At 74.2% G+C, this 19,032-nt stretch carries 19 protein-coding genes, 1 pseudogene and 1 riboswitch; of the genes and pseudogenes, 11 read left to right on the plus strand and 9 right to left on the minus strand.

Translation table 11 applies throughout. The annotated features are described in order from the left end of the window. Positions 1 to 28: 28 nt before the first annotated feature. Positions 29 to 1,024 carry an AsnC family transcriptional regulator gene (locus EMA09_RS15700; protein WP_240796419.1) on the minus strand — a complete coding sequence of 332 codons (996 nt, stop codon included), beginning with the start codon at positions 1,022 to 1,024 and terminating at the stop codon, positions 29 to 31. A gap of 82 nt (positions 1,025 to 1,106) precedes the next feature. Between EMA09_RS15700 and EMA09_RS15705 the strand changes: the two are divergent. Then, positions 1,107 to 2,333 (plus strand): annotated as a pseudogene (locus tag EMA09_RS15705) (MFS transporter); the annotation flags it as partial. 257 nt (positions 2,334 to 2,590) lie between these two features. Here the strand turns inward: EMA09_RS15705 and crcB are convergent. The 4 genes from crcB to EMA09_RS15725 form a co-directional block, all read right to left on the minus strand. Next, on the minus strand, positions 2,591 to 2,953 hold the full coding sequence (crcB, locus tag EMA09_RS15710) for a fluoride efflux transporter CrcB (RefSeq protein WP_129841655.1): 363 nt from the start codon (positions 2,951 to 2,953) through the stop codon (positions 2,591 to 2,593). Beyond that, on the minus strand, positions 2,950 to 3,282 hold the full coding sequence (locus EMA09_RS15715; protein ID WP_240796420.1) for a DUF190 domain-containing protein: 333 nt from the start codon (positions 3,280 to 3,282) through the stop codon (positions 2,950 to 2,952). Before EMA09_RS15715 ends, crcB begins: the two co-directional genes overlap by 4 nt. Beyond that, positions 3,279 to 3,689 (minus strand): CrcB family protein, encoded by a 411-nt coding sequence (locus EMA09_RS15720; protein ID WP_129841656.1) that lies wholly within the window; start codon positions 3,687 to 3,689, stop codon positions 3,279 to 3,281. The genes EMA09_RS15715 and EMA09_RS15720 overlap by 4 nt, the downstream gene beginning before the upstream one ends. A 66-nt stretch (positions 3,690 to 3,755) precedes the next feature. Continuing rightward, positions 3,756 to 4,940, minus strand: coding sequence for a rod shape-determining protein (locus EMA09_RS15725; protein WP_129841657.1), 1,185 nt, complete (start codon positions 4,938 to 4,940; stop codon positions 3,756 to 3,758). A 292-nt stretch (positions 4,941 to 5,232) separates the two neighbouring features. On the opposite strand from EMA09_RS15725, the gene EMA09_RS15730 reads away from it, so the two are divergent. From EMA09_RS15730 to EMA09_RS15740, 3 genes are all read left to right on the plus strand, one after another. Further along, positions 5,233 to 5,487: a type B 50S ribosomal protein L31 gene (locus tag EMA09_RS15730; RefSeq protein ID WP_129841658.1), complete on the plus strand. Its 255-nt coding sequence runs from the start codon at positions 5,233 to 5,235 to the stop codon at positions 5,485 to 5,487. Next, a complete protein-coding gene (locus EMA09_RS15735; RefSeq protein ID WP_129841659.1) occupies positions 5,487 to 6,638 on the plus strand; it encodes a GTP-binding protein in 1,152 nt (383 codons plus the stop codon). The genes EMA09_RS15730 and EMA09_RS15735 overlap by 1 nt, the downstream gene beginning before the upstream one ends. 245 nt (positions 6,639 to 6,883) lie before the next feature. Then, positions 6,884 to 7,120 (plus strand): DUF397 domain-containing protein, encoded by a 237-nt coding sequence (locus EMA09_RS15740; RefSeq protein ID WP_129841660.1) that lies wholly within the window; start codon positions 6,884 to 6,886, stop codon positions 7,118 to 7,120. A gap of 25 nt (positions 7,121 to 7,145) precedes the next feature. Here the strand turns inward: EMA09_RS15740 and EMA09_RS15745 are convergent, their stop codons facing one another. Next, positions 7,146 to 7,661: an ATP-binding protein gene (locus tag EMA09_RS15745; protein WP_129841661.1), complete on the minus strand. Its 516-nt coding sequence runs from the start codon at positions 7,659 to 7,661 to the stop codon at positions 7,146 to 7,148. A gap of 368 nt (positions 7,662 to 8,029) precedes the next feature. Here EMA09_RS15745 and EMA09_RS15750 point away from each other — a divergent pair, with 368 nt between their 5' ends. Further along, the gene (locus EMA09_RS15750) at positions 8,030 to 8,869 is read left to right on the plus strand and encodes a helix-turn-helix transcriptional regulator (protein ID WP_129844061.1); all 840 of its coding nucleotides are present in this window, start codon (positions 8,030 to 8,032) and stop codon (positions 8,867 to 8,869) included. An 85-nt stretch (positions 8,870 to 8,954) separates the two neighbouring features. Here EMA09_RS15750 and EMA09_RS15755 read toward each other — a convergent pair whose 3' ends face one another. Next, positions 8,955 to 9,557 (minus strand): PadR family transcriptional regulator, encoded by a 603-nt coding sequence (locus tag EMA09_RS15755; protein ID WP_129841662.1) that lies wholly within the window; start codon positions 9,555 to 9,557, stop codon positions 8,955 to 8,957. 146 nt (positions 9,558 to 9,703) lie between these two features. Between EMA09_RS15755 and EMA09_RS15760 the strand changes: the two genes are divergently transcribed. After that, the gene (locus EMA09_RS15760) at positions 9,704 to 11,317 is read left to right on the plus strand and encodes a threonine/serine exporter family protein (protein WP_240796421.1); all 1,614 of its coding nucleotides are present in this window, start codon (positions 9,704 to 9,706) and stop codon (positions 11,315 to 11,317) included. 15 nt (positions 11,318 to 11,332) lie between these two features. Here the strand turns inward: EMA09_RS15760 and EMA09_RS15765 are convergent, their stop codons facing one another. Continuing rightward, a complete protein-coding gene (locus tag EMA09_RS15765; RefSeq protein WP_129841664.1) occupies positions 11,333 to 11,647 on the minus strand; it encodes a multidrug efflux SMR transporter in 315 nt (104 codons plus the stop codon). Positions 11,648 to 11,661: 14 nt separating this feature from the next. Continuing rightward, positions 11,662 to 11,723, minus strand: a riboswitch (guanidine-III (ykkC-III) riboswitch). A gap of 32 nt (positions 11,724 to 11,755) precedes the next feature. Beyond that, positions 11,756 to 12,250, minus strand: a complete 495-nt coding sequence (locus EMA09_RS15770) for an inorganic diphosphatase (RefSeq protein WP_129841665.1) — start codon at positions 12,248 to 12,250, stop codon at positions 11,756 to 11,758. Positions 12,251 to 12,358: 108 nt separating this feature from the next. On the opposite strand from EMA09_RS15770, the gene dacB reads away from it, so the two are divergent. The 5 genes from dacB to ftsH all read left to right on the plus strand — a co-directional run bounded on the left by dacB (position 12,359) and on the right by ftsH (position 18,922). Continuing rightward, positions 12,359 to 13,762, plus strand: coding sequence for a D-alanyl-D-alanine carboxypeptidase/D-alanyl-D-alanine-endopeptidase (dacB, locus tag EMA09_RS15775; RefSeq protein WP_129844062.1), 1,404 nt, complete (start codon positions 12,359 to 12,361; stop codon positions 13,760 to 13,762). A 56-nt stretch (positions 13,763 to 13,818) separates the two neighbouring features. After that, positions 13,819 to 14,943: a zinc-dependent metalloprotease gene (locus EMA09_RS15780; protein ID WP_129841666.1), complete on the plus strand. Its 1,125-nt coding sequence runs from the start codon at positions 13,819 to 13,821 to the stop codon at positions 14,941 to 14,943. A 160-nt stretch (positions 14,944 to 15,103) separates the two neighbouring features. Continuing rightward, positions 15,104 to 16,180: a tRNA lysidine(34) synthetase TilS gene (tilS, locus tag EMA09_RS15785; protein ID WP_129841667.1), complete on the plus strand. Its 1,077-nt coding sequence runs from the start codon at positions 15,104 to 15,106 to the stop codon at positions 16,178 to 16,180. A gap of 61 nt (positions 16,181 to 16,241) precedes the next feature. Continuing rightward, on the plus strand, positions 16,242 to 16,796 hold the full coding sequence (gene hpt, locus EMA09_RS15790; RefSeq protein ID WP_129841668.1) for a hypoxanthine phosphoribosyltransferase: 555 nt from the start codon (positions 16,242 to 16,244) through the stop codon (positions 16,794 to 16,796). Positions 16,797 to 16,918: 122 nt separating this feature from the next. Next, the gene (gene ftsH, locus EMA09_RS15795; RefSeq protein WP_129844063.1) at positions 16,919 to 18,922 is read left to right on the plus strand and encodes an ATP-dependent zinc metalloprotease FtsH; all 2,004 of its coding nucleotides are present in this window, start codon (positions 16,919 to 16,921) and stop codon (positions 18,920 to 18,922) included. Positions 18,923 to 19,032 lie beyond the last annotated feature (110 nt).

The raw sequence follows: 19,032 nt of genomic DNA on the forward strand, positions 1-19,032 counted from the left end.
ACACCACGCGGGCCGTGCGCGCAGGCGGTCAGGGGCGTGCCGCGGGGCCGCCGCCGCGCGGGGTGACACCCTTGAACGTCCGGGTCAGGGGCTCGGTGTCGATCCGTTCGACACCGTCGAGGGCGGCGACCCGTGTCGTCAGATAGCGGTACAGCTCGGCCGTGTCCCCGCACTGCACGGACGCGAAGAGGTTCGTCGGCCCGGTGGTCGCCGCCGCGAACGCCACCTCGGGGTGCCGGGCCAGCGCCCGCCCGGCCTCCTCCAGCAGCCGGGGCCGCACCGAGAGCCACAGCACCGCCCGCGTCCGCTTCCCGAAGACGCGGCGGTCGCACTCGACGTCGAAGTACACCGCCCCGTGCTCCAGCAGTTCGGCGAGGCGCCGCCGGACGGTGGTCTGCGACCAGCCGGTGGCCGCCGCGAGGTCGGCGACCGGCGCGCGCCCGTCCTCCGCGAGGCACGCCATGAGCCGTTCGTCGCCCTCGGTCCTGCGGAGCGGCGGCGGTACGGGACGCACGTCGCGCGGCGTGTCGCCCAGCGCCGCGACCTGCTCGGCGGACAGCGCCCCCGACTTGCCGACCGGGCTCTGCGAGCCGCCGAAGAACATGTGCAGGGTGCTGTGCACGGTCACCCCGGTCACCTGGCGGGTGCGCGGCAACTGCTCCAGCAGCGACGGTTCGCCCGTGCCGTCCGGGTCCTCCGGGATGCGTGCGGCGAACGTCATCGCCGCGCCGCCCGACAGGGCGTGCACCCACATGGTGTCGGGCCGGCGGGCCAGCGCCCGCCCGAGGTCGTCCACCGCGCCCGGCACGCACTGCAGGCGCACCGTCCAGCCGGTGTCCCCGCGCGCCCCGATCTGCCACAGGCCCACCACGCGCAGCCGGCCCGCCGTCCGCAGCCGGGTGTACCGGCGCGCCACCGTCTGGTCGGAGACGCCGAGGACCGACGCGATACGGCTGAACGGCGCGCGTCCGTCGACATGGAGGGCGTGCACGAGCTGCCGGTCGATGTCATCGAATTCCGCCACATGACCAGCCTGGCACGTCGGATCCCGCCGGGGACGGGTGCCTGGCTGGCAGGTGCCGTGCCGCGGCCCGGAGGCTTGTCCCATGTCCGTACACGACAACTCCGTACCCGGCCCGCGCGTCCGCGGGAAGTGGTGGCCGCTGGCCGCCGTCTGCCTCGGCAACCTCATGCTGCTCATCGACGTCACCATCGTCGTCACCGCGCTCCCCTCCATGGCCCGCGACCTGGACGCGGGGTTCACCGGCCTGCAGTGGGTCATGGACATCTACGCGCTCGCCCTCGCCGCGCTGCTGATGGCGGCCGGCGCGGCCGGTGACCTGCTGGGGCGCCGCCGCGTGTACGTCGTCGGTCTCGCCGGGTTCGCCGCCGCGTCCCTGGTCAGCGGTCTGGCGCCGACGATCGGTGTCCTCGTGGCCGCGCGCTGCGTCCAGGGCGTCGCGGCCGCCGCGATGTTCGCCACCAACGCACCGCTGCTCGCCGCCGCCTACTCCGGCCGGGACCGCGGCGTCGCCTTCGGCGTCTGGGGCGCGGTCAGCGGCGCGGCGAGCGCGATCGGCATCCTGCTCGGCGGTGTCCTGACCGACTGGCTCGACTGGCGCTGGATCTTCCTCGTCAACCTCCCGGTGTGCGCGCTCGCCGTCCTCATCACCTGGCGCACGGTCGCCGAGTCGCGCGGTACGGCGGCGCGGATCGACTGGCCGGGCACGGTCGCGTTCACCGCCTGCGCGGGGGCGCTCACCTACGGCCTGATCCGGGGCGGCGAGGAGAGCTGGGACGACGGCCTCACGCTGGTCTCGCTCGCCGCCGCGGCCGTCGCGCTCGTCCTGTTCCTGCTGGTGGAGCGCCGTTCGGCGGCGCCGCTGCTCGACCTGGGGCTGATGCGCACGCCGTCGTTCGCGGCGCTGATGGGGGCGGCCGCCGTCCTGTCGGCGGCGGCGTTCGCCCACTACACGTACACGATGCTGTGGCTCCAGTCCGTGCTGGACCTGAGCCCGGTGCGGGCCGGGCTCGCCGTGGTGCCGATGGCGGCGGCCGCGTTCGTCACGGCCGGGGCGGCCGGGCGGCTGCTGCACCGGCTCCCGCCGTGGATCGCGGTGGGCGCGGGCTGCGCGCTGATCGGCGCCGGGCTCCTGACGCAGACGGCGATCGGCCCCGAGTCGTCGTGGACGGTCCTGCAGCCGGGCCTCGTCATCAGCGGCATGGGCGTCGGCACGGCGCTGCCGGTGCTGGTGTCGGCGGCGCTGGCCGCCGCGCCGCCGCAGCGCGCCGGGATGGCGAGCGGGGCGGTCAACACGTTCCGGCAGCTCGGGTTCGCCCTCGGGGTGGCCGTCCTCGGCACGCTGTTCAGCGGCGCCGTCCGGGACGTGGTGACCGGCGCCGGGCTCACGGACGCGGCGGCCCGCGCCGTCAGCGGCGGCGCGCCGATCCGGGACGAGGCCCTGGTGCGCGAGGCGTTCGCGACGGGTCTCGGCCGCGTCTATCTGGTGGCGGGCATCGCCGCCCTGGTCATGGCCGTGCTGGTCGTCGCCGTCTCCCGCGCGGGGGCGGGACGGGGGCGCCCGCCGGTCTACCCGGCCGGCGCCCCGCCCAGCGCGACACCGGCGAACGTCGCGCCGAGGCCGGCCAGCACGCTCGCGGCGACGTTCGCTGACGCGAGCAGCCGCGATCCCTGCTCCGCGAGCCGCAGCGTCTCGTAGGAGAAGGTCGAGTACGTCGTCAGCGCCCCGCACAGCCCCGTGCCCAGCAGGAGTTGCGTGCGGGCGCCGACGGCCGCGCCGGTCAGCAGGCCGAGCACGAGGCAGCCCGCGACGTTGGCGGTGAGGGTGCCGAGGGGGAACGTGCCGCCGGTCCGCGCCTGCACGGCCCGGTCGGTCAGGTAGCGCAGCGGCGCGCCGACCATGCCGCCGACGGCGACGAGCAGCCAGTTCACCGGACCACCTCGACGGGCTCGACGGTGGCGAGCCCCCGGCCGTCGAGGAGCCCCGTGAGGTCCGGGATGAACGCCCTGATCCGGTCCGCCGTGTCGACCAGCACGACCATGACCGGCAGGGCCTCGCTCATCGACAGCATCCTGGCCGTGTGCACGACGGACGTCCGGCCGTAGCCCTCGACGCCCTGGAACACGCTCGCCCCGGCGAGTCCCGCGGCGTGCGCCCGGCGCACCACCTCGGTGTGCAGCGGGTGGTGGTGCGCGGTGTCGTCCTGGCCGAGCAGGACGGTCAGGCGCAGGGCCGCGCCCGCCGGCGGCGGTGTCGTCACGGGGTCTCCCGGTGGCGGATCAGGGCGCGCGTCCCCGTCGCCGCGAGGGTGACGGCGAGCAGCGCGCCGGCGAGGGTGAGGCCCGCGTACGCCAGGGCGGCGGCCGCCCGGCCGTCGTCGAGCTGCCGTTCGAGGTCCTGCGACCAGGTCGAGAAGGTGGTCCAGCCGCCGAGAATCCCCGTGCCGAGGAACGGCCGGACCAGCCGGTGCGGCGACCGCAGGTCCGTGATCAGCACCATGAGGACGCCCATGGCCGCGCAGCCGGTGATGTTGACCAGCAGGGTGGTCCACGGGAACCCGGGGGCGGGCGTGGACCACAGGAGGCCGGCCCCGTAGCGGCCGCAGGCACCGATGGCGCCCCCGACGGAGACGGCGGCCACCACCGGCCACTGGGACGGGGCGTTCATGGTTCAGGAGCGTAGGTCATGGGGTGCCCCGCCCGCGTGGCCGGGCGGGGCTGGTCGGAGGGGCGCTCAGGCGGTGACCTTCGGTTCCTGCGAGCGCGCGTCCGTGTCCGCCGCGCCGTCCGCGTCCTGCCCGTCGACGGCGCCGTCCGTGTCGAGGTCGACGGCGACCGGGCCGCGGCGCGCGGCCGCCGGCACCCGGCCGCCCCTGCGGCCCCTGCGGCGCGGCGACGACGGCTCGGGGTGCACGATGCGCCGCGGGCGCGCCCGGCCCTCCAGCAGGGCGCCGAGGCCCTGGACGGCGCACAGCCCGGGCTCGTCGGCGACCCGCACGGGCATGCCGGTGCTCTCGTGGACGATCGCGTCGAGGCCCGGCAGCCCGGCCGCGCCGCCGGTGAGCATGACGCCCCGGTCGGCGAGGTCGGCGACGAGATCGGGCGGGCAGCGGTGGAGGACGGCGCGGATGGTGTCGAGCAGCGCCGTCAGCGGCGGCATGACGGCGGCGCGCAGGCTGCGCGGGTCGACGGAGACGGTCCGGGCGAGCCCGGTGGCGACGTCCCGCCCGACGACCTCGGCGAGGCCGCGGCCCGGGTCGGCCAGGGCGTCGTGCAGCGGGCGGACGGCGAGGGACGGCAGCATGACCTCGTGCTCGTTGCGCAGGTGCTGGAGCAGCGCGCGGTCGATCGTCTCGCCGCCCATGGGCACCTTGTCGGCGGCCACGACGGAGCCGAGGGACAGGACGGCGATCTCGGTGGTCGCGGCGCCGACCTGCACGATCATCGTGGCTTCCGGCTCCTCCACCGGCAGGCCGCAGCCGATCCCGGCGGTGACGAGGCTGTCCACCAGTTCGACGCGCCGCGCGCCGACGCCGACGAGCGTCTCCAGGGCGGCGCGGCGGGCCAGCGGGTCGGCGTCGTGGGGGACGCAGACGGCGGCGCGCAGCAGCGGGTTGCGGCGCCAGGCGCGGCGGAGCCTGGTGCCGACCATGGCCCGCAGCATGCGCTGCGCCATGTCGATGTCCACGACGGTGCCGCCGATGATCGGCTTGATCACGCGGATCGTGTCGGGGGTGCGGCCCGCCATCCGCTCGGCGGGGGTGCCGACGGCGATCAGGGCGCCGGTCTTGATGTTGACGGCGGCGACGGAGGGCTCGTCGACGACCAGGCCGGAGTTCTTCAGGTAGATGCGGGTACGGGCGGCACCGAGATCCGCGGCCACCGAGCAGCGCCGCAGATGATCATGGCTGATGGTCATACGATCATGCTGTGGAGGCGCGCGTCGGAGCGCCCGTCGGGGAGGGCCGACCGGAGGAGACGGGGCGTCAGGTCTCCGCGCAGCGTGAACCCTTGACCCGTGATCGTGACCGGCCGTGGTCGCTCCGGCCGGTCTTTTGAAAATGATTACCGATTCCGTAGACTGGCGTGTCCGGCCCCGGCTGGGACAGTCGCCCGTGACCGGGTACTCGTCCCCGGCCCGCTGGGGCCGAAGGAACGATCCCGACCGCCTGGCGCCGTGCCCCACGGCGGAAGGAGCGAGGAGCACCACCATGAAGTCCGGAATCCACCCCGCCTACCGTCCCGTCGTCTTCCGCGACCGCGCCGCCGGCTACGCCTTCCTCACACGGTCCACCGCGACCAGCGACCGGACCATCGAGTGGGAGGACGGCAACACCTACCCGGTCATCGACGTCGAGACGTCGTCGGCCAGCCACCCGTTCTACACCGGCACCGCCCGCGTCCTCGACACGGCGGGCCGCGTGGAGCGCTTCGAGCGCCGCTACGGGAAGCGCGCGGAGCGCTGATGCTGCCCGTCGCCCTCGTCGGCGGGCTGCACGCGGACGCACGCCGCAGCGCCGTCCGACGACTGCTGCACGGGGTGCCGGGCAGCGTCGCCCTGCACCACGACCTGACGGGCGCGGCCGCCCACGGCCGCGTCGTCCGCACGGTCCGCCACGCCGGCGGCGTCCTGCGCGGCGGCGAGACCGGCCTCGTGAACGACTGCGCCTGCTGCGCCCTGCGCGCCGACCTCGTGCCCGAGCTGCTGCGGCTGGCCGACGACGCCCGCTGCCGGCTCGCCGTCGTCGAGCTGTGGGACTCCGTCGAGCCCCGGTCCATGGCCGAGGTGCTGACGGCCCACGGCGCAGGCCGGCTGCGGCTCACCCAGGTCGTCACGGCGGTCGACCCGGCCCTGGCCCTGCGGTACCTGGCGTGCGGCGACGACCTGGCAGAGGCGGGCCTCGCCGCCGCCGCGTCCGACCAGCGCACGGTCGCGGACACCTGGGCGCGCCAGATCGAGTACGCCCCGGTGCTCGCGCTGGCGCCGGGTCCCGAGCCGGCCGACGCCGCCGACGCCGAGCTGCTCGACCAGCTCCACCCGACCGCCCGCCGGATCGGGGTGACCGACCCCGGCTTCGCGGCGGCCGTGACGGGCGGCGCGTTCGACCCCGCGGCCGCGACGGCCCGCCAGCACCCGGCGACGGCCCTGCTGCCCCAGGATGCCGCCGCCCACGGCGTGGCGACGACCGTCTGGCGGCACCGGCGGCCGTTCCACCCGGAGCGGCTGTACGCGGCCCTGGAGGACCTCACCTGCGCCGCGCCGCGCAGCAGGGGCCGCTTCTGGCTCGCCGACCGCCCCGACACCCTGCTGGGGTGGGACGCGGCAGGAGGCGCCCTGTCCGTGGACAACGCGGGTCCCTGGCTCGCCGCGCTCCCCGCGGCGGCCTGGGACCTGGTGCCGGCCGAGCGGCGCGTCGCCGCGGCGCTCGACTGGGACGACGCGCTGGGCGACCGTACGCAGCACCTGGTCTTCACCGGACCCGGGCTCGACGTCGTCGCCCTGCGTGACCGGCTCGCGGGCTGTCTGCTCACGGACGCCGAGTACGCGGCGGGACGCCCGGCCTGGCGGCGCCTCGCCTCGGCCTTCGACGCCCTCCTCGACCCCGTCCCGCGCTGAGAACCGTCCCGCCGGACGGGAACCGATCAGGCCCGGCGCGCGTCCCACTCGGGGACGCGCGCCGGGCCTGCGGCGTTCCCGCCGGTCGTCACGTTCCGCACACAGGGGGGCGACGCGGTGTCGTGCACGTGCATAGTCCCGTGCAGATGCACGTGAACGACGTTATGATCTCTGCCAGTTGGGTTCCCGGCATCCCGCCGTGCGCCCACGCATCGCCCCCACATCGCACGACCCGGGAGAGAACGGTGGCCGACGCTTACAACGGCATTGCCGCACACGAACTCCGGAACGTGGAATGGCTCAAGAGCAGCCACAGCAACTCGCAGGGCACCTGTGCGGAGTTCGCCCTCCTGCCCAGCGGCGACGTGGCCCTGCGCAACTCCCGCTTCCCCGACGGGCCCGCACTCGTCTACACCCCGGCCGAGATCCGCGCGCTGCTCGCGGGCGTGAAGGACGGCGAGTTCGACCACCTCGTGCGCTGAGCGGCCGCGGCGCCCGCGGCACCGTTCAGGCGGTGCGGAAGACCGCCCACACGACCTTGCCGGTGCGGCTCCCCGACAGCGGGCGCCAGCCCCACCCGTCGCTGAAGCAGTCCACCAGGTGCAGGCCCCGCCCGCACTCGGTGACGCCGTCGAGCTCGCCCACGCGCGGCGGGCGGCCGTCCGGGTCCTGGACGGCGCACACGAGCCGCCGCGCGCACCGCATGAGCTCCAGTTCGACGGCCGCGCCGCCGGTGCCGGGCGCGGCGGCCACGGGGACGGGCGGCAGCACGCCGAGCCCGTGCCGCAGGGCGTTGGTGACGAGTTCGGAGACCACGAGGGCGACGGCGTCGAACCGGTCGGTCATGCGCCAGCCGTTCAGCGTGTCCCGGGTGAAGTCACGGGCGCGCCGCACGGACTCGGGGCGTGCGGCCAGCGTGACGGAGGCGGTGCCGGACAGTGTGCCGAGGTCCGCGGGGGGCGCGTGACGCGGGACGGGCACGCGCCGCAACGTGTCGGACGCGGGCGGACCGTCGTTCCCCATGACGCGGTTCTCCTGGCGTAGCTGCGGCACTGCTGACGTGGGGATCCGTACGGCGGCGAGGCCCCGTCCCCCGGGTGCCCGGCCCCGCGGACGCACGCGGGCAGGACCGTGCTGGCGCACCGGTGACGGCGCACGCGTCCATGCTTCCGGGCGACCCCGGCAAATGCAAGGGCAGATGCACGTGCACGAAATTTTTTCGAGCACTGTAATCATGCGGGCACCCAAAGACACGCGGAGATGGCAGACTTCCCCACGGTGCGAAGTGGAGGGCAGTGACGCGCATGAGTACTCAGGGGATAGCGGCCGATACCGACATCACCGGGGTCACGGGCGTGCCCGGGACGGCCCCGGACGCGGCCGGCGGTTCCATGGTCCGCCGAATCCTGCTCGGCTCGCAGCTCAGGCGGCTGCGCGAGGCGTGCGGGGTGACCCGCGAGGAGGCCGGCTACTCGATCCGAGCCTCGGAATCCAAGATCAGCAGAATGGAGTTGGGCCGCGTCAGCGTGAAGCAGCGTGACGTGGCGGACCTGTTGACGCTGTACGGCGTCACCGACCCGACCGAGCGGGAGCCGCTGATGAGCCTCGCCCGGTCCTCGGGGCGCTCGGGCTGGTGGCACAGCTTCAACGACGTGCTGCCGAGCTGGTTCCAGACCTACATCGGTCTCGAAGCGGCGGCCGAGCGGATCTCGACCTACGAGCTGCAGTTCGTCCACGGACTGCTCCAGACCGAGTCGTACGCCCAGGCCGTCATGCTCAACGGCCACAAGGGCAGACTCCCGGCCGGCGAGGTCGACCGGCGCATCGCGCTGCGGCTCGCCCGCCAGAAGCTCCTCGTCTCGGAGAGCGCTCCGCATCTCCACTGCATCCTCGACGAGGCGGCCCTGCGCCGGCCCTACGGCGGGCTCGACGTCATGGACGAGCAGCTTCGGACGCTCCTGGAGTTCTCCGAGTACCCGAACGTCACCCTCCAGGTCGTGGCGTTCGCGCAGGGCGGGCACGTGGCGGAGTCCGGCGCGTTCACGCTGCTGCGGTTCGCGGAGGAGGAGCTGTCCGACCTGGTCTACCTGGAGCAGCTCACCGGCGCCCTGTACCTCGACAAGCAGGAGGACGTCGCCGCGTACCAGGGCGTCCTCGGCAGGCTGAGCCGCTCCGCGATGAGCGAGAAGGCCACCCGCGACCACCTCATGTGGCTGCGCGACCGGCTGTGACGCACGGGCCGTTCACGCGGCCGTGGCATATGCCACTGACACGCGCGGCCCGGGTACGCCGACCGGCGCCGATCGCCCCGTGCGATCAGCGCCGGCCGTCGTCGCACGCTTCGGCGGGCAGCACCTCGGACGTCCGGGGGCCCTCCCCGGCCATCACGTGGGCACCGCCCTCCAGCCGCCCGATCAGGTCACGGGTCCACGCGGCGTCGCTCTCGGCGCGGTGCACCCACAGGCGCATGATCTCGGTGATGTGGGTCCCGCCGTCCGGCGTCCACTGCCGGACGACCTCGTCCCGCCACGCCTCCAGCGCCGCGACACGCTCCCGCAGCAGCGCGACGGCCTCCCCCCGCGGCAGGTCCACCAGGAAGCCGACCGCCGCCGTCAGCACCTCGATCCGCTGGTCGTGGGCGCGCAGCGACGCCCGCAGCAGCGCCAGGTACGCCGCCTCGCCGGCCGCCGTCAGCTCGTACACACTCCGCGGCGGGCCGCCCGCGGTGCTCGGCTCCACCCCGTGCGCGAGCAGGAGCCCCTCCTTCGTCATCTGCCGCAGCGCGTGGTAGATCGACCCCGGCTTCGTGCCCGACCACTCGTGGGCTCCCCAGAAGTCCAGGTCGGCCCGCACCTGGTAGCCGTGCGCCCGGCCGTGCTGCCGGATCGCGCCCAGGACCAGCAGCCGGATCACCGACACCGTCCGTCCCCCTCTTCCTCATCTCGGGCCGCCCAGTTTCCCACCCCGCCACGGCCGTGCCCCGACCGGCCGACTCGTCCCGAATGACCCTATGCTGCCCGGGTACACGGGTGGGACGCGCGGAGCCGAAGGAGCGGGATCAGGACGTGACCGGGGACAGCGGACGGCCGGGCGGCGAGGAGCCGTGGGACCCGGAGACCACCTCCGGCTTCGCCGTCCCCGAGGGGCTCGAACCGCCGCCCGCGCCGGAGGGCGAGCAGACCGCGTCCGGCTTCTCCGTGCCGGAGGGCCTGTCGGTGCCGGCCAGGCCGCTGCCGCACAGCGAGTTCACGCCCGCCGAGGGGATACCGGCCCTCCAGCTCACCCGGGGCGCGCCCTGGCAGGACCGCATGCGCTCCATGGTCCGCCTCCCCCTGGCGGAACGCCCCGCGCCCGAGTACGTGCCGCGCGGCGAGGACGAGTCCCCGCCGCCGGTCCCGCGCGTCCTCGACCTGACGCTGCGCATCGGCGAGCTGCTGCTCGCGGGCGGCGAGGGCGCGGAGGACGTGGAGGCGGCGATGTTCGGCGTCACCCATGCGTACGGGCTCGACCGGTGCGAGGTCACCGTCACGTTCACGCTGCTGTCCGTCTCGCACCAGCCGTCGCTGGTGGACGCGCCGGTCTCCCTGGACCGCACGGTCAGGCGGCGCGGCACGGACTACACGCGGCTCGTCGCCGTCTTCCAGCTCGTGGACGACATCTCGGCGGGCGAGGTCACGCTGGAGGAGGCGTACGGCCGGCTGGCCACCATCCGGCGCAACCGGCACCCGTTCAGCAAGTGGCAGCTCACGGTCGCCAGCGGCCTGCTGGCGTCGGCGGCGAGCACCCTCGTGGGCGGCGGCTGGCAGGTGTTCCTGCTGGCGGCGCTCGGCGCGATGCTGGGCGACCGGCTGGCCTGGCTGGCGGCGGGCCGCGGGCTGCCGGAGTTCTACCAGTTCGTGGCGGCGGCGATGGCGCCGGCGCTGGTGGGCGTCGCCTGGTCGGCGAGCCACGCGTCCGGGGTGGGCGAGCGGCAGGCCGCGGCGATGATCACCGGCGGTCTGTTCGCCCTGATCCCGGGGCGCGCGCTCGTCGCCGGCGTGCAGGACGGCCTCACCGGCTACTACCTGACGGCGTCCGCGCGCCTGCTGGAGGTCGTCTACCTCAGCGTCGGCATCGTCTGCGGGGTGCTTGCGGTGCTGTACTTCGGCGAGGTGTCCGGCGTCAGCCTCGACCCGGACGTGCTGGACCGCGCCACACGCCCCGGCATCCAGCTCGCGGCGGCGCTGCTGCTGTCGATCACGTTCTGCGTGCTGCTGCAGCAGGCCAGGAGCACCGTCATCCCCGCCACGCTCAACGGCGGCGTCGCCTGGCTGGTCTACGGGGCGATGCACGACGTGGCGGCACTGTCCCCGTTCGCGGCGACGGCGGTCGCGGCGGGCATGGTCGGCCTCTTCGGGCAGCTCATGTCCCGCTACCGGTACACGTCCTCGCTGCCGTACGTCACGGCCGCGATCGGCCCGCTGCTGCCGGGCAGCGCCGTCTACCTCGGCCTGCTCGGCTTCGCCCAGGGGAACGTGGCCACCGGCGGGCAGAACCTCCTGACCGCGGCGACCCTCGCCCTCGCCATCGCGATCGGCGTGAACCTCGGCGGCGAGATGGCCCGCCTGTTCATCCCGACGCCGGGCGCCGCGGCGCCCACGGGGGGCCGCCGCGGCGCCAAGCGCACCAGGGGCTTCTGAACCGTCCGCCGGACCTCAGTGGGCCAGCTTCAGGCCGACCACGCAGCCGATGATGCCGGCCAGCAGCGCGATCTTGAGGCCGCTCACCGGCTCCCCGCCGGACGCCATCGCGTACGCCGTCGTGCCGACCGCGCCGATGCCGACCCACACGGCGTAACCGGTGCCGACGGGCACACTCCGCAGGGCGTACGCCAGGCCGGCCATGCTCAGCAGCAGACCGGCCCCGAAGACGACGGTCGGCCAGGGCCGGCTGAATCCGGCCGACTTGCCGAGGGCCGTCGCCCACACGGCCTCCAGCACACCGGAGACCACCAGAACGATCCATGCCATCGCGGACTCACTCCTCCGCGCCGTCTTGTCATGACTGGGTACGGCGCGCCTCGTCCAGGAGCGGGTGGGGCTCTGCCGGCCAGGGTCTCACAGCCGGCGCGGCACGGCTCAGTGGCCCTCGCCGGCCTCCGCGGCGCGCTTGATCGACTTCTCGATCTCCGCCTCGGCCTCGGCACGCCCGACCCAGTCGGCGCCCTGCACGTGCTTGTTCGGCTCCAGGTCCTTGTAGCGCTCGAAGAAGTGCTTGATCTCGCCGCGGACGAACTCGCTGACGTCGCCGACGTCCTGGAGGTGGTCGAAGCGCGGGTCGCCGGCCGGCACGCACAGCAGCTTGTCGTCGCCGCCGGCCTCGTCCGTCATCCGGAACATGCCGACCGCGCGGCACTCGATCAGGCAGCCGGGGAACGTGGGGGCGTCCAGCAGCACCAGCGCGTCCAGCGGGTCGCCGTCCTCGCCCAGCGTGCCTTCGACGAAGCCGTAGTCCGCGGGGTAGGCCATCGAGGTGAACAGGTGCCGGTCCAGCCGGACGCGTCCGGTGGCGTGGTCCACCTCGTACTTGTTCCGCGAACCCTTCGGGATCTCGATGGTGACGTCGAACTCCACGGAGGCACTCCTTAACCGATCAATGCGCGCGTGTGGTGGTTAAGTGTCTCTCACGCAGGTGTCCGCTCGCGAAAGGGGCTGGTCCGTACCGTGCGAAGAGCTGCGCAAGTGCTGGAGGCCCTGCGCCGGCACCGCTCCACCTGGCGCCTCGTCGTCGGCGCGGCCGCCGTGGGGCTCGTGGCCGCCGCCGTCGCGGTCGCGCTCACCGGCCCGTGGGACGCCGGCCGCCGCGCGGCGGAGCGCGAGCAGGCCGCCGCCGCGGACGCCCAGCGGGAACGTTCCGCCGCCGTCGCGGGCGGCACGGGCGGCGTCGCGGTCCTCGATCCCGTGGACGGCACGGGTCCCCGGTACACGGCCGACGGCCTGGCCCGCGCCCTCGACCCGGCGCTGGAGGACGGAGCGCTCGGCGAGGGCGCGGCGGCCGCCGTCGTGGACCTCGCGACCGGCGAGGCGCTGTGGACCGACCACGCCGGCACCGGCCGCGCGCCCGCGTCCACCGTCAAGATCGTCACCGCCGTCACGGCGCTCGACGCCCTCGGCCCCGACCACCGGCTCACCACCACCGTCCGCTGGGACGCCGAGCACGAGCGCGTCGTCCTCGTCGGCGGCGGCGACCCCACCCTCACCGAGGACGCCCTCCGCGACCTCGCCGAGCGCACCGCCGGCGCGCTCGCCGACCGGGACGCGGGGACCGTCGGCGTGGCCTACGACGTGTCGCTCTACCGCAACGGCGGGGAGCGTCACCCGATCGGCGTCAACGACAACATCGCGTACATCACCCCGCTCCAGATCAACGAGGGCCGTCTCGACGGCAGCACGCACGGCCCCACCCCCCGCTCGGACGAGCCCGCCGCCGATGCGGCCCGCGCCTTCGCCGACGCCCTGGCGGACGCCGGTGCCGACGTGGCGGGCGACCCGCGGGAACACACCGCGCCCGACGACGCCGAGCAGCTCGCCGCCGCCCGCTCCGCGCCGCTGTCGGCCCTGGTCGAGCGCATGCTCACCAACAGCGACAACGACCTCGCCGAGGCCCTGGCCCGCCACACGGCGCTGGCCGCCGGCGAGGCGGCCGACGCCGCCGGCCTCGGCCGCGCCATGACCGCCGGGCTCGACGCCCTCGGCATCCCGCACGACGGCGTCAGGTTCGCCGACGCGAGCGGCCTCGACCGCGACGGACGGCTCACCGCCGACGTCCTCACCCGGACGCTGGTCGCCGCCGCGGACCCGGACCACCCCGAACTGCGCAGTGCCCTCACCGGCCTGCCCGTCGCCGGCTTCAGCGGCACCCTCACCGACCGCTACGCGGACCCGGGCGACGCGGCGGGCGCCGGCGTCGTCCGCGCCAAGACGGGCACCCTCACCGGCGTCAACACCCTCGCCGGCACCGCGGCCACCCCGGACGGGCACGTCCTCGCGTTCGCCTTCCTCGCCTCGGGCACGACCGACGCCGACGCCGCCGAGGCCGCCCTCGACCGGGCGGCGAGCGCGCTCGCCGGCTGCGGCTGCGGCTGACCCGGGCCGCTCCGCCCGGTATCCGCTTCCGGCTCCCGCGCCGTACGGTGGACGGCATGACGAGTCACGGCGAGACGGACCTGGTCGACTGGAACCTCGCGGTCGCCACGGCGACCCGCGTCGCCCGGCCGGGCCCCGAGGTCAGCCGCGCGGAGGCCCGCGCCGTGGTCGCCGAGCTGCGGCGGCACGCCACCGCGGCCGAGGGGCACGTGCGGGGCTTCACCCGCCTCGACCCCGGCACGGACGACACGCCCGTGCTGGTCGTGGACCGGCCAGGCTGGGCCCGGGCCAACGTCGCCGGCTTCCGCGAGGTCCTGCGCCCGCTGATGGCCCGGATGCGCGAGCGCCGCGCGGCCTCGGGCGGCGCGGCCGCCCTCGCGGCCGTCGGCGGCAAGGTGACCGGTGTCGAGGTGGGGCTGCTGCTCGCGTTCCTCTCCTCCCGTGTGCTCGGGCAGTACGAGACGTTCGCCCCGCCGGACGGCCGGCTCCCCGGCGGCGACGCGGCGGGCCGGCCGGGACGGCTCCTCCTGGTCGCCCCGAACATCGTCTCCGTCGAGCGCGAACTCGACGTCCACCCGCACGACTTCCGCCTCTGGGTCTGCCTCCACGAGGAGACGCACCGCACCCAGTTCACGGCCGTGCCGTGGCTGCGCGACCACCTGGAGAGCGAGATCCAGTCCTTCGTCACCGAGGCGGACGTCGATCCGGCGACCCTCGTGGAGCGGGTGCGGCAGGCCGCGCAGGCGATGGCGGGGCGCGGCGACGGCGACGAGGACGGCGGCCGGGGGAACGGCGTCGTCGACCTCGTCGGGAGCCCGCGCCAGCGCGAGATCCTGAGCCGTGTCACCGCCGTCATGTCGCTGCTCGAGGGCCACGCGGACTACGTGATGGACGGTGTCGGCCCCGCGGTCGTGCCGTCGGTCGCGGAGATCAGGGAGAAGTTCACCCGCCGCCGGCAGACCGGCGCGGGCCGCGCCGACCGGGTGCTGCGCCGGCTCCTCGGCATGGACGCCAAGCTGCGTCAGTACCGGGACGGCGAACGTTTCGTCCGCACCGCCGTCGAGCGGGTCGGGATGGACGGCTTCAACCGCGTCTGGACCTCGCCGAACACCCTGCCGACCGCCGAGGAGATCTCCCGCCCGGAGCGCTGGGTGGCCCGGGTGCACCCCACCGCGGGGTGACCCCGACCGGGCGGCGCGGGGGGCGAAACGCCCCCAAAATCACTCGTACGAGGGACCTTCACCGCATGCTTGGCGTGCGATGCTCGGGTAACAGACCTTCTCTGTCACCATTTACGCACCCTGCGTGACAGCGCTTCCTGCAGAAAGAAGTGATTCGGATATGGGTCCCCACCCCGCGGTCGCCGCAATACGCCTGGCGGTCCGCCGCGTTCTGCACGATGTCCTCGCCGCCGTCGACGGCGACATCCCCCGTGCGCCCGCCGCAGTCGGCGTCCCCCGGTCCCCGGCCGCCGCCCCGCCCCCCCTCGTCCTCGTCGCCTGCTCCGGCGGCGCCGACTCCATGGCCCTCGCCTCCGCTCTCGCCTTCGAGGCCCCCCGCATCGGCGTCCGCGCGGGCGCCGTCACCGTCGACCACGGACTGCAGGACGGCTCGACCGAGCGGGCACGCGAGGTCGCCGAGCGGCTGGCCGATCTCGGACTCTCCCCGGTCGAGACCACCGCCGTCGCCGTCGGCCGGGACGGCGGCCCCGAGGCGGCGGCCCGCTCCGCCCGGTACGGCGCACTCGACGCCGCCGCTGAACGCCACGGCGCCGCCGCCGTCCTCCTCGGCCACACCCGCGACGACCAGGCCGAGACGGTGCTCCTCGGCCTCGCCCGCGGTTCCGGCACCCGCTCGCTCGCCGGCATGGCGGCCGTCTCCGGCGGCCTGTCGGGCGCCGCGTCCGCCATCGGCCGCTACCGCAGGCCGTTCCTCGCCATCGACCGCCAGACGACCCGCAAGGCGTGCCTCGTCCAGGCCATCCCCGTCTGGGACGACCCCCACAACTCCGATCCCTCCTTCACCCGCTCCCGCGTCCGCCACGAGGCGCTCCCGGTGCTGGAGAAGGCGCTCGGCCGGGGCGTCGTCGAGGCCCTCGCCCGCACCGCCCAGCTCTCCCGCGACGACGCCGACGCGCTCGACACCTGGGCGCGCGAGGCCGAGCGTTCCGTGACCCGGCCCGACGGCACGCTGGACGTCGCCGCGCTCCACGCCCTGCCCCCCGCCGTCCGCCGCCGTGTGCTGCGCAGCGCCGCCATCGCCGCGGGCGCGCCGGCCGGGTCGCTGTTCGCCCGGCACATCGAGGAGACGGACCGCCTGATCACCGCCTGGCACGGCCAGCGCCCGCTGAACCTGCCCGGCCGCGTCGAGGCCAGCAGGCAGGGTGGCAGACTGGTGCTGCAACAGGCCGACCGCTGAGCCACGGCCGAGGAGGCCGGGCGGCGGACCGCCACCACGCCAGCAGGAAGCAGTCGAACGGGTGCACGAGACGGACCTGGGGGCCGACCTGGAGTCGGTGCTCATCACCAAGGAAGAGATCGATGCCAGGCTCCGTGAGCTGGCCGGTGCCATCGACGCCGAGTACGCGGGCAAGGACCTCCTCCTCGTGGGGGTACTCAAGGGCGCGGTCATGGTCATGGCCGACCTGGCACGCGCCCTGTCATCCCCGGTCACGATGGACTGGATGGCGGTGTCGTCGTACGGCGCCGGCACCCAGTCCTCCGGCGTGGTGCGCATCCTGAAGGACCTCGACACCGACATCAAGGGGCGGCATGTCCTGATCGTCGAGGACATCATCGACTCCGGGCTCACGCTGTCCTGGCTGCTGTCGAACCTGGGCTCCCGCGAGCCGGCGTCGCTGCGGATCTGCACCCTGCTGCGCAAGCCGGACGCCGCGAAGGTCGACCTCGACGTGGAATGGGTCGGTTTCGACATCCCGAACGAGTTCGTCGTCGGCTACGGTCTCGACTACGCGGAGAAGTACCGCAATCTGCCCTTTGTCGGTACGCTCGCGCAGCACGTCTACAGCGGATAGCCGGGAACCGGGACCCATCCCCTACCGTTGGAGATGACAAGGACACCGCCCGCACAGCAGATCCCGACCGGGGGCTGTGCCTAGATGTGGCAGGAGGGACGGGGCCTCGCAGCCCCGTATGGATAGACGTGAAGCGCTATTTCCGCGGGCCAGTGATGTGGATCGTGCTGGCCGTCCTCGCCGTGATTCTGCTGATGCAGGTGTTCAGCTCGTCCGAGGGCTACAAGAAGGTGGACACCGCCAAGGTGGTCGCGGCGATCAGCCAGAACCACGTGCGGTCCGCCGAGCTGACCACGGGCGACGAGCAGACCATCCGGGTCGAGCTCGCCGACGGGCAGGAGATCGAGGGCAGCAGCAGGGTCCAGGCCAACTACATCGACGGCCAGGGCGAGGAGCTGGCCAAGTCGCTGCAGTCGAAGTTCCAGGACGGGCAGATCGAGGACGGGTACACCGTCTCGCCGAAGTCGCAGAACCCGCTCGTCGGCATGCTGCTGTCGATCCTGCCGATCCTGCTCATCGTCATCATCTTCCTGTTCCTGATGAACCAGATGCAGGGCGGCGGCTCCCGTGTGATGAACTTCGGCAAGTCCAAGGCCAAGCTGATCACCAAGGACACCCCGAAGACGACGTTCGCCGACGTCGCCGGCTCGGACGAGGCGGTGGAGGAGCTCCAGGAGATCAAGGAGTTCCTGCAGGAGCCCGCGAAGTTCCAGGCGGTCGGCGCGAAGATCCCGAAGGGCGTGCTGCTGTACGGCCCGCCCGGCACCGGCAAGACGCTGCTGGCCCGCGCGGTCGCCGGCGAGGCCGGGGTCCCCTTCTACTCGATCTCCGGCTCCGACTTCGTCGAGATGTTCGTCGGTGTCGGCGCCTCCCGCGTCCGTGACCTGTTCGAGCAGGCCAAGGCGAATGCCCCGGCCATCGTCTTCGTGGACGAGATCGACGCCGTGGGCCGGCACCGCGGCGCCGGCATGGGCGGCGGCCACGACGAGCGCGAGCAGACGCTGAACCAGCTCCTCGTCGAGATGGACGGCTTCGACGTGAAGGGCGGCGTCATCCTCATCGCCGCCACGAACCGGCCCGACATCCTCGACCCGGCGCTGCTGCGCCCCGGCCGCTTCGACCGGCAGATCGCCGTGGACCGTCCGGACATGCAGGGCCGCCTGGAGATCCTCAAGGTGCACCAGCGCGGCAAGCCCGTCGCGCCGGACGTGGACCTGACGGCCGTCGCCCGCCGTACCCCGGGCTTCACCGGCGCCGACCTCAACAACGTGCTGAACGAGGCGGCCCTCCTCGCCGCCCGCGGCAACGCCAAGCTCATCGACAACAAGTTCCTCGACGAGGCGATCGACCGCGTCGTCGCGGGGCCGCAGAAGCGCACCCGGATCATGAGCCAGAAGGAGAAGATGATCACCGCGTACCACGAGGGCGGACACGCCCTGGTCGCGGCGGCCTCTCCGAACAGCGACCCGGTCCACAAGGTGACGATCCTCTCGCGCGGCCGCGCCCTCGGCTACACGATGGTGCTGCCCGAGGAGGACAAGTACTCCACCACGCGGAACGAGATGCTCGACCGCCTGGCGTACATGATGGGCGGCCGCGCCGCCGAGGAACTGGTCTTCCACGACCCGACCACGGGTGCCGGCGACGACATCGAGAAGGCCACCTCCACGGCCCGCTCGATGGTCACCCAGTACGGCATGACGGAGCGGCTCGGCGCGATCAAGTTCGGCCAGGACAACTCCGAGCCGTTCCTCGGCAAGGAGATGGCCCACCAGCGCGACTACTCCGAGGAGGTCGCCGGCCTGGTGGACGAGGAGGTCAAGAAGCTCATCGAGGGCGCGCACAACGAGGCGTGGGAGATCCTGGTGGAGAACCGCGACGTCCTGGACAACCTCGTCCTCGCCCTCCTGGAGAAGGAGACCCTGAACAAGGAGGAGCTGGCGGAGATCTTCGCGCCGGTCGTCCGGCGCCCGCCGCGCCCGGCGTGGACGGGGTCCGCCCGCCGTACGCCGTCCACCCGGCCGCCGGTGACCTTCCCCACCAAGGAGATCAACCTGGCCAACGGCAGCCTCGACAAGGGCACGCCCCCGGCGCCGGCGGTGGAGGACCGCCGTCCCGAGGACTGACCCGTCCGGAATGCCTGCCGCGCCCCCCACGTTCTACCGTGGGGGGCGCGGCCGTATTCCGGTGCGGACCGTCCACAACCCGCGTACGGCGGGTCACCGCCCCCGTACGC

This window comes from Streptomyces sp. RFCAC02 (assembly GCF_004193175.1).
In the GTDB taxonomy this organism is placed as follows: domain Bacteria; phylum Actinomycetota; class Actinomycetes; order Streptomycetales; family Streptomycetaceae; genus Streptomyces.

Bases quoted from the DNA above. Each gene is read 5' to 3' on its own strand.
- EMA09_RS15720 (WP_129841656.1), bottom strand. From the start codon at position 3,689: ATGAACGCCCCGTCCCAGTGGCCGGTGGTGGCCGCCGTCTCCGTCGGG.
- EMA09_RS15725 (WP_129841657.1), bottom strand. From the start codon at position 4,940: ATGACCATCAGCCATGATCATCTGCGGCGCTGCTCGGTGGCCGCGGAT.
- EMA09_RS15730 (WP_129841658.1), top strand. From the start codon at position 5,233: ATGAAGTCCGGAATCCACCCCGCCTACCGTCCCGTCGTCTTCCGCGAC.
- EMA09_RS15735 (WP_129841659.1), top strand. From the start codon at position 5,487: ATGCTGCCCGTCGCCCTCGTCGGCGGGCTGCACGCGGACGCACGCCGC.
- EMA09_RS15745 (WP_129841661.1), bottom strand. From the start codon at position 7,661: ATGGGGAACGACGGTCCGCCCGCGTCCGACACGTTGCGGCGCGTGCCC.
- EMA09_RS15750 (WP_129844061.1), top strand. From the start codon at position 8,030: ATGGTCCGCCGAATCCTGCTCGGCTCGCAGCTCAGGCGGCTGCGCGAG.
- EMA09_RS15765 (WP_129841664.1), bottom strand. From the start codon at position 11,647: ATGGCATGGATCGTTCTGGTGGTCTCCGGTGTGCTGGAGGCCGTGTGG.
- EMA09_RS15780 (WP_129841666.1), top strand. From the start codon at position 13,819: ATGACGAGTCACGGCGAGACGGACCTGGTCGACTGGAACCTCGCGGTC.
- tilS (WP_129841667.1), top strand. From the start codon at position 15,104: ATGGGTCCCCACCCCGCGGTCGCCGCAATACGCCTGGCGGTCCGCCGC.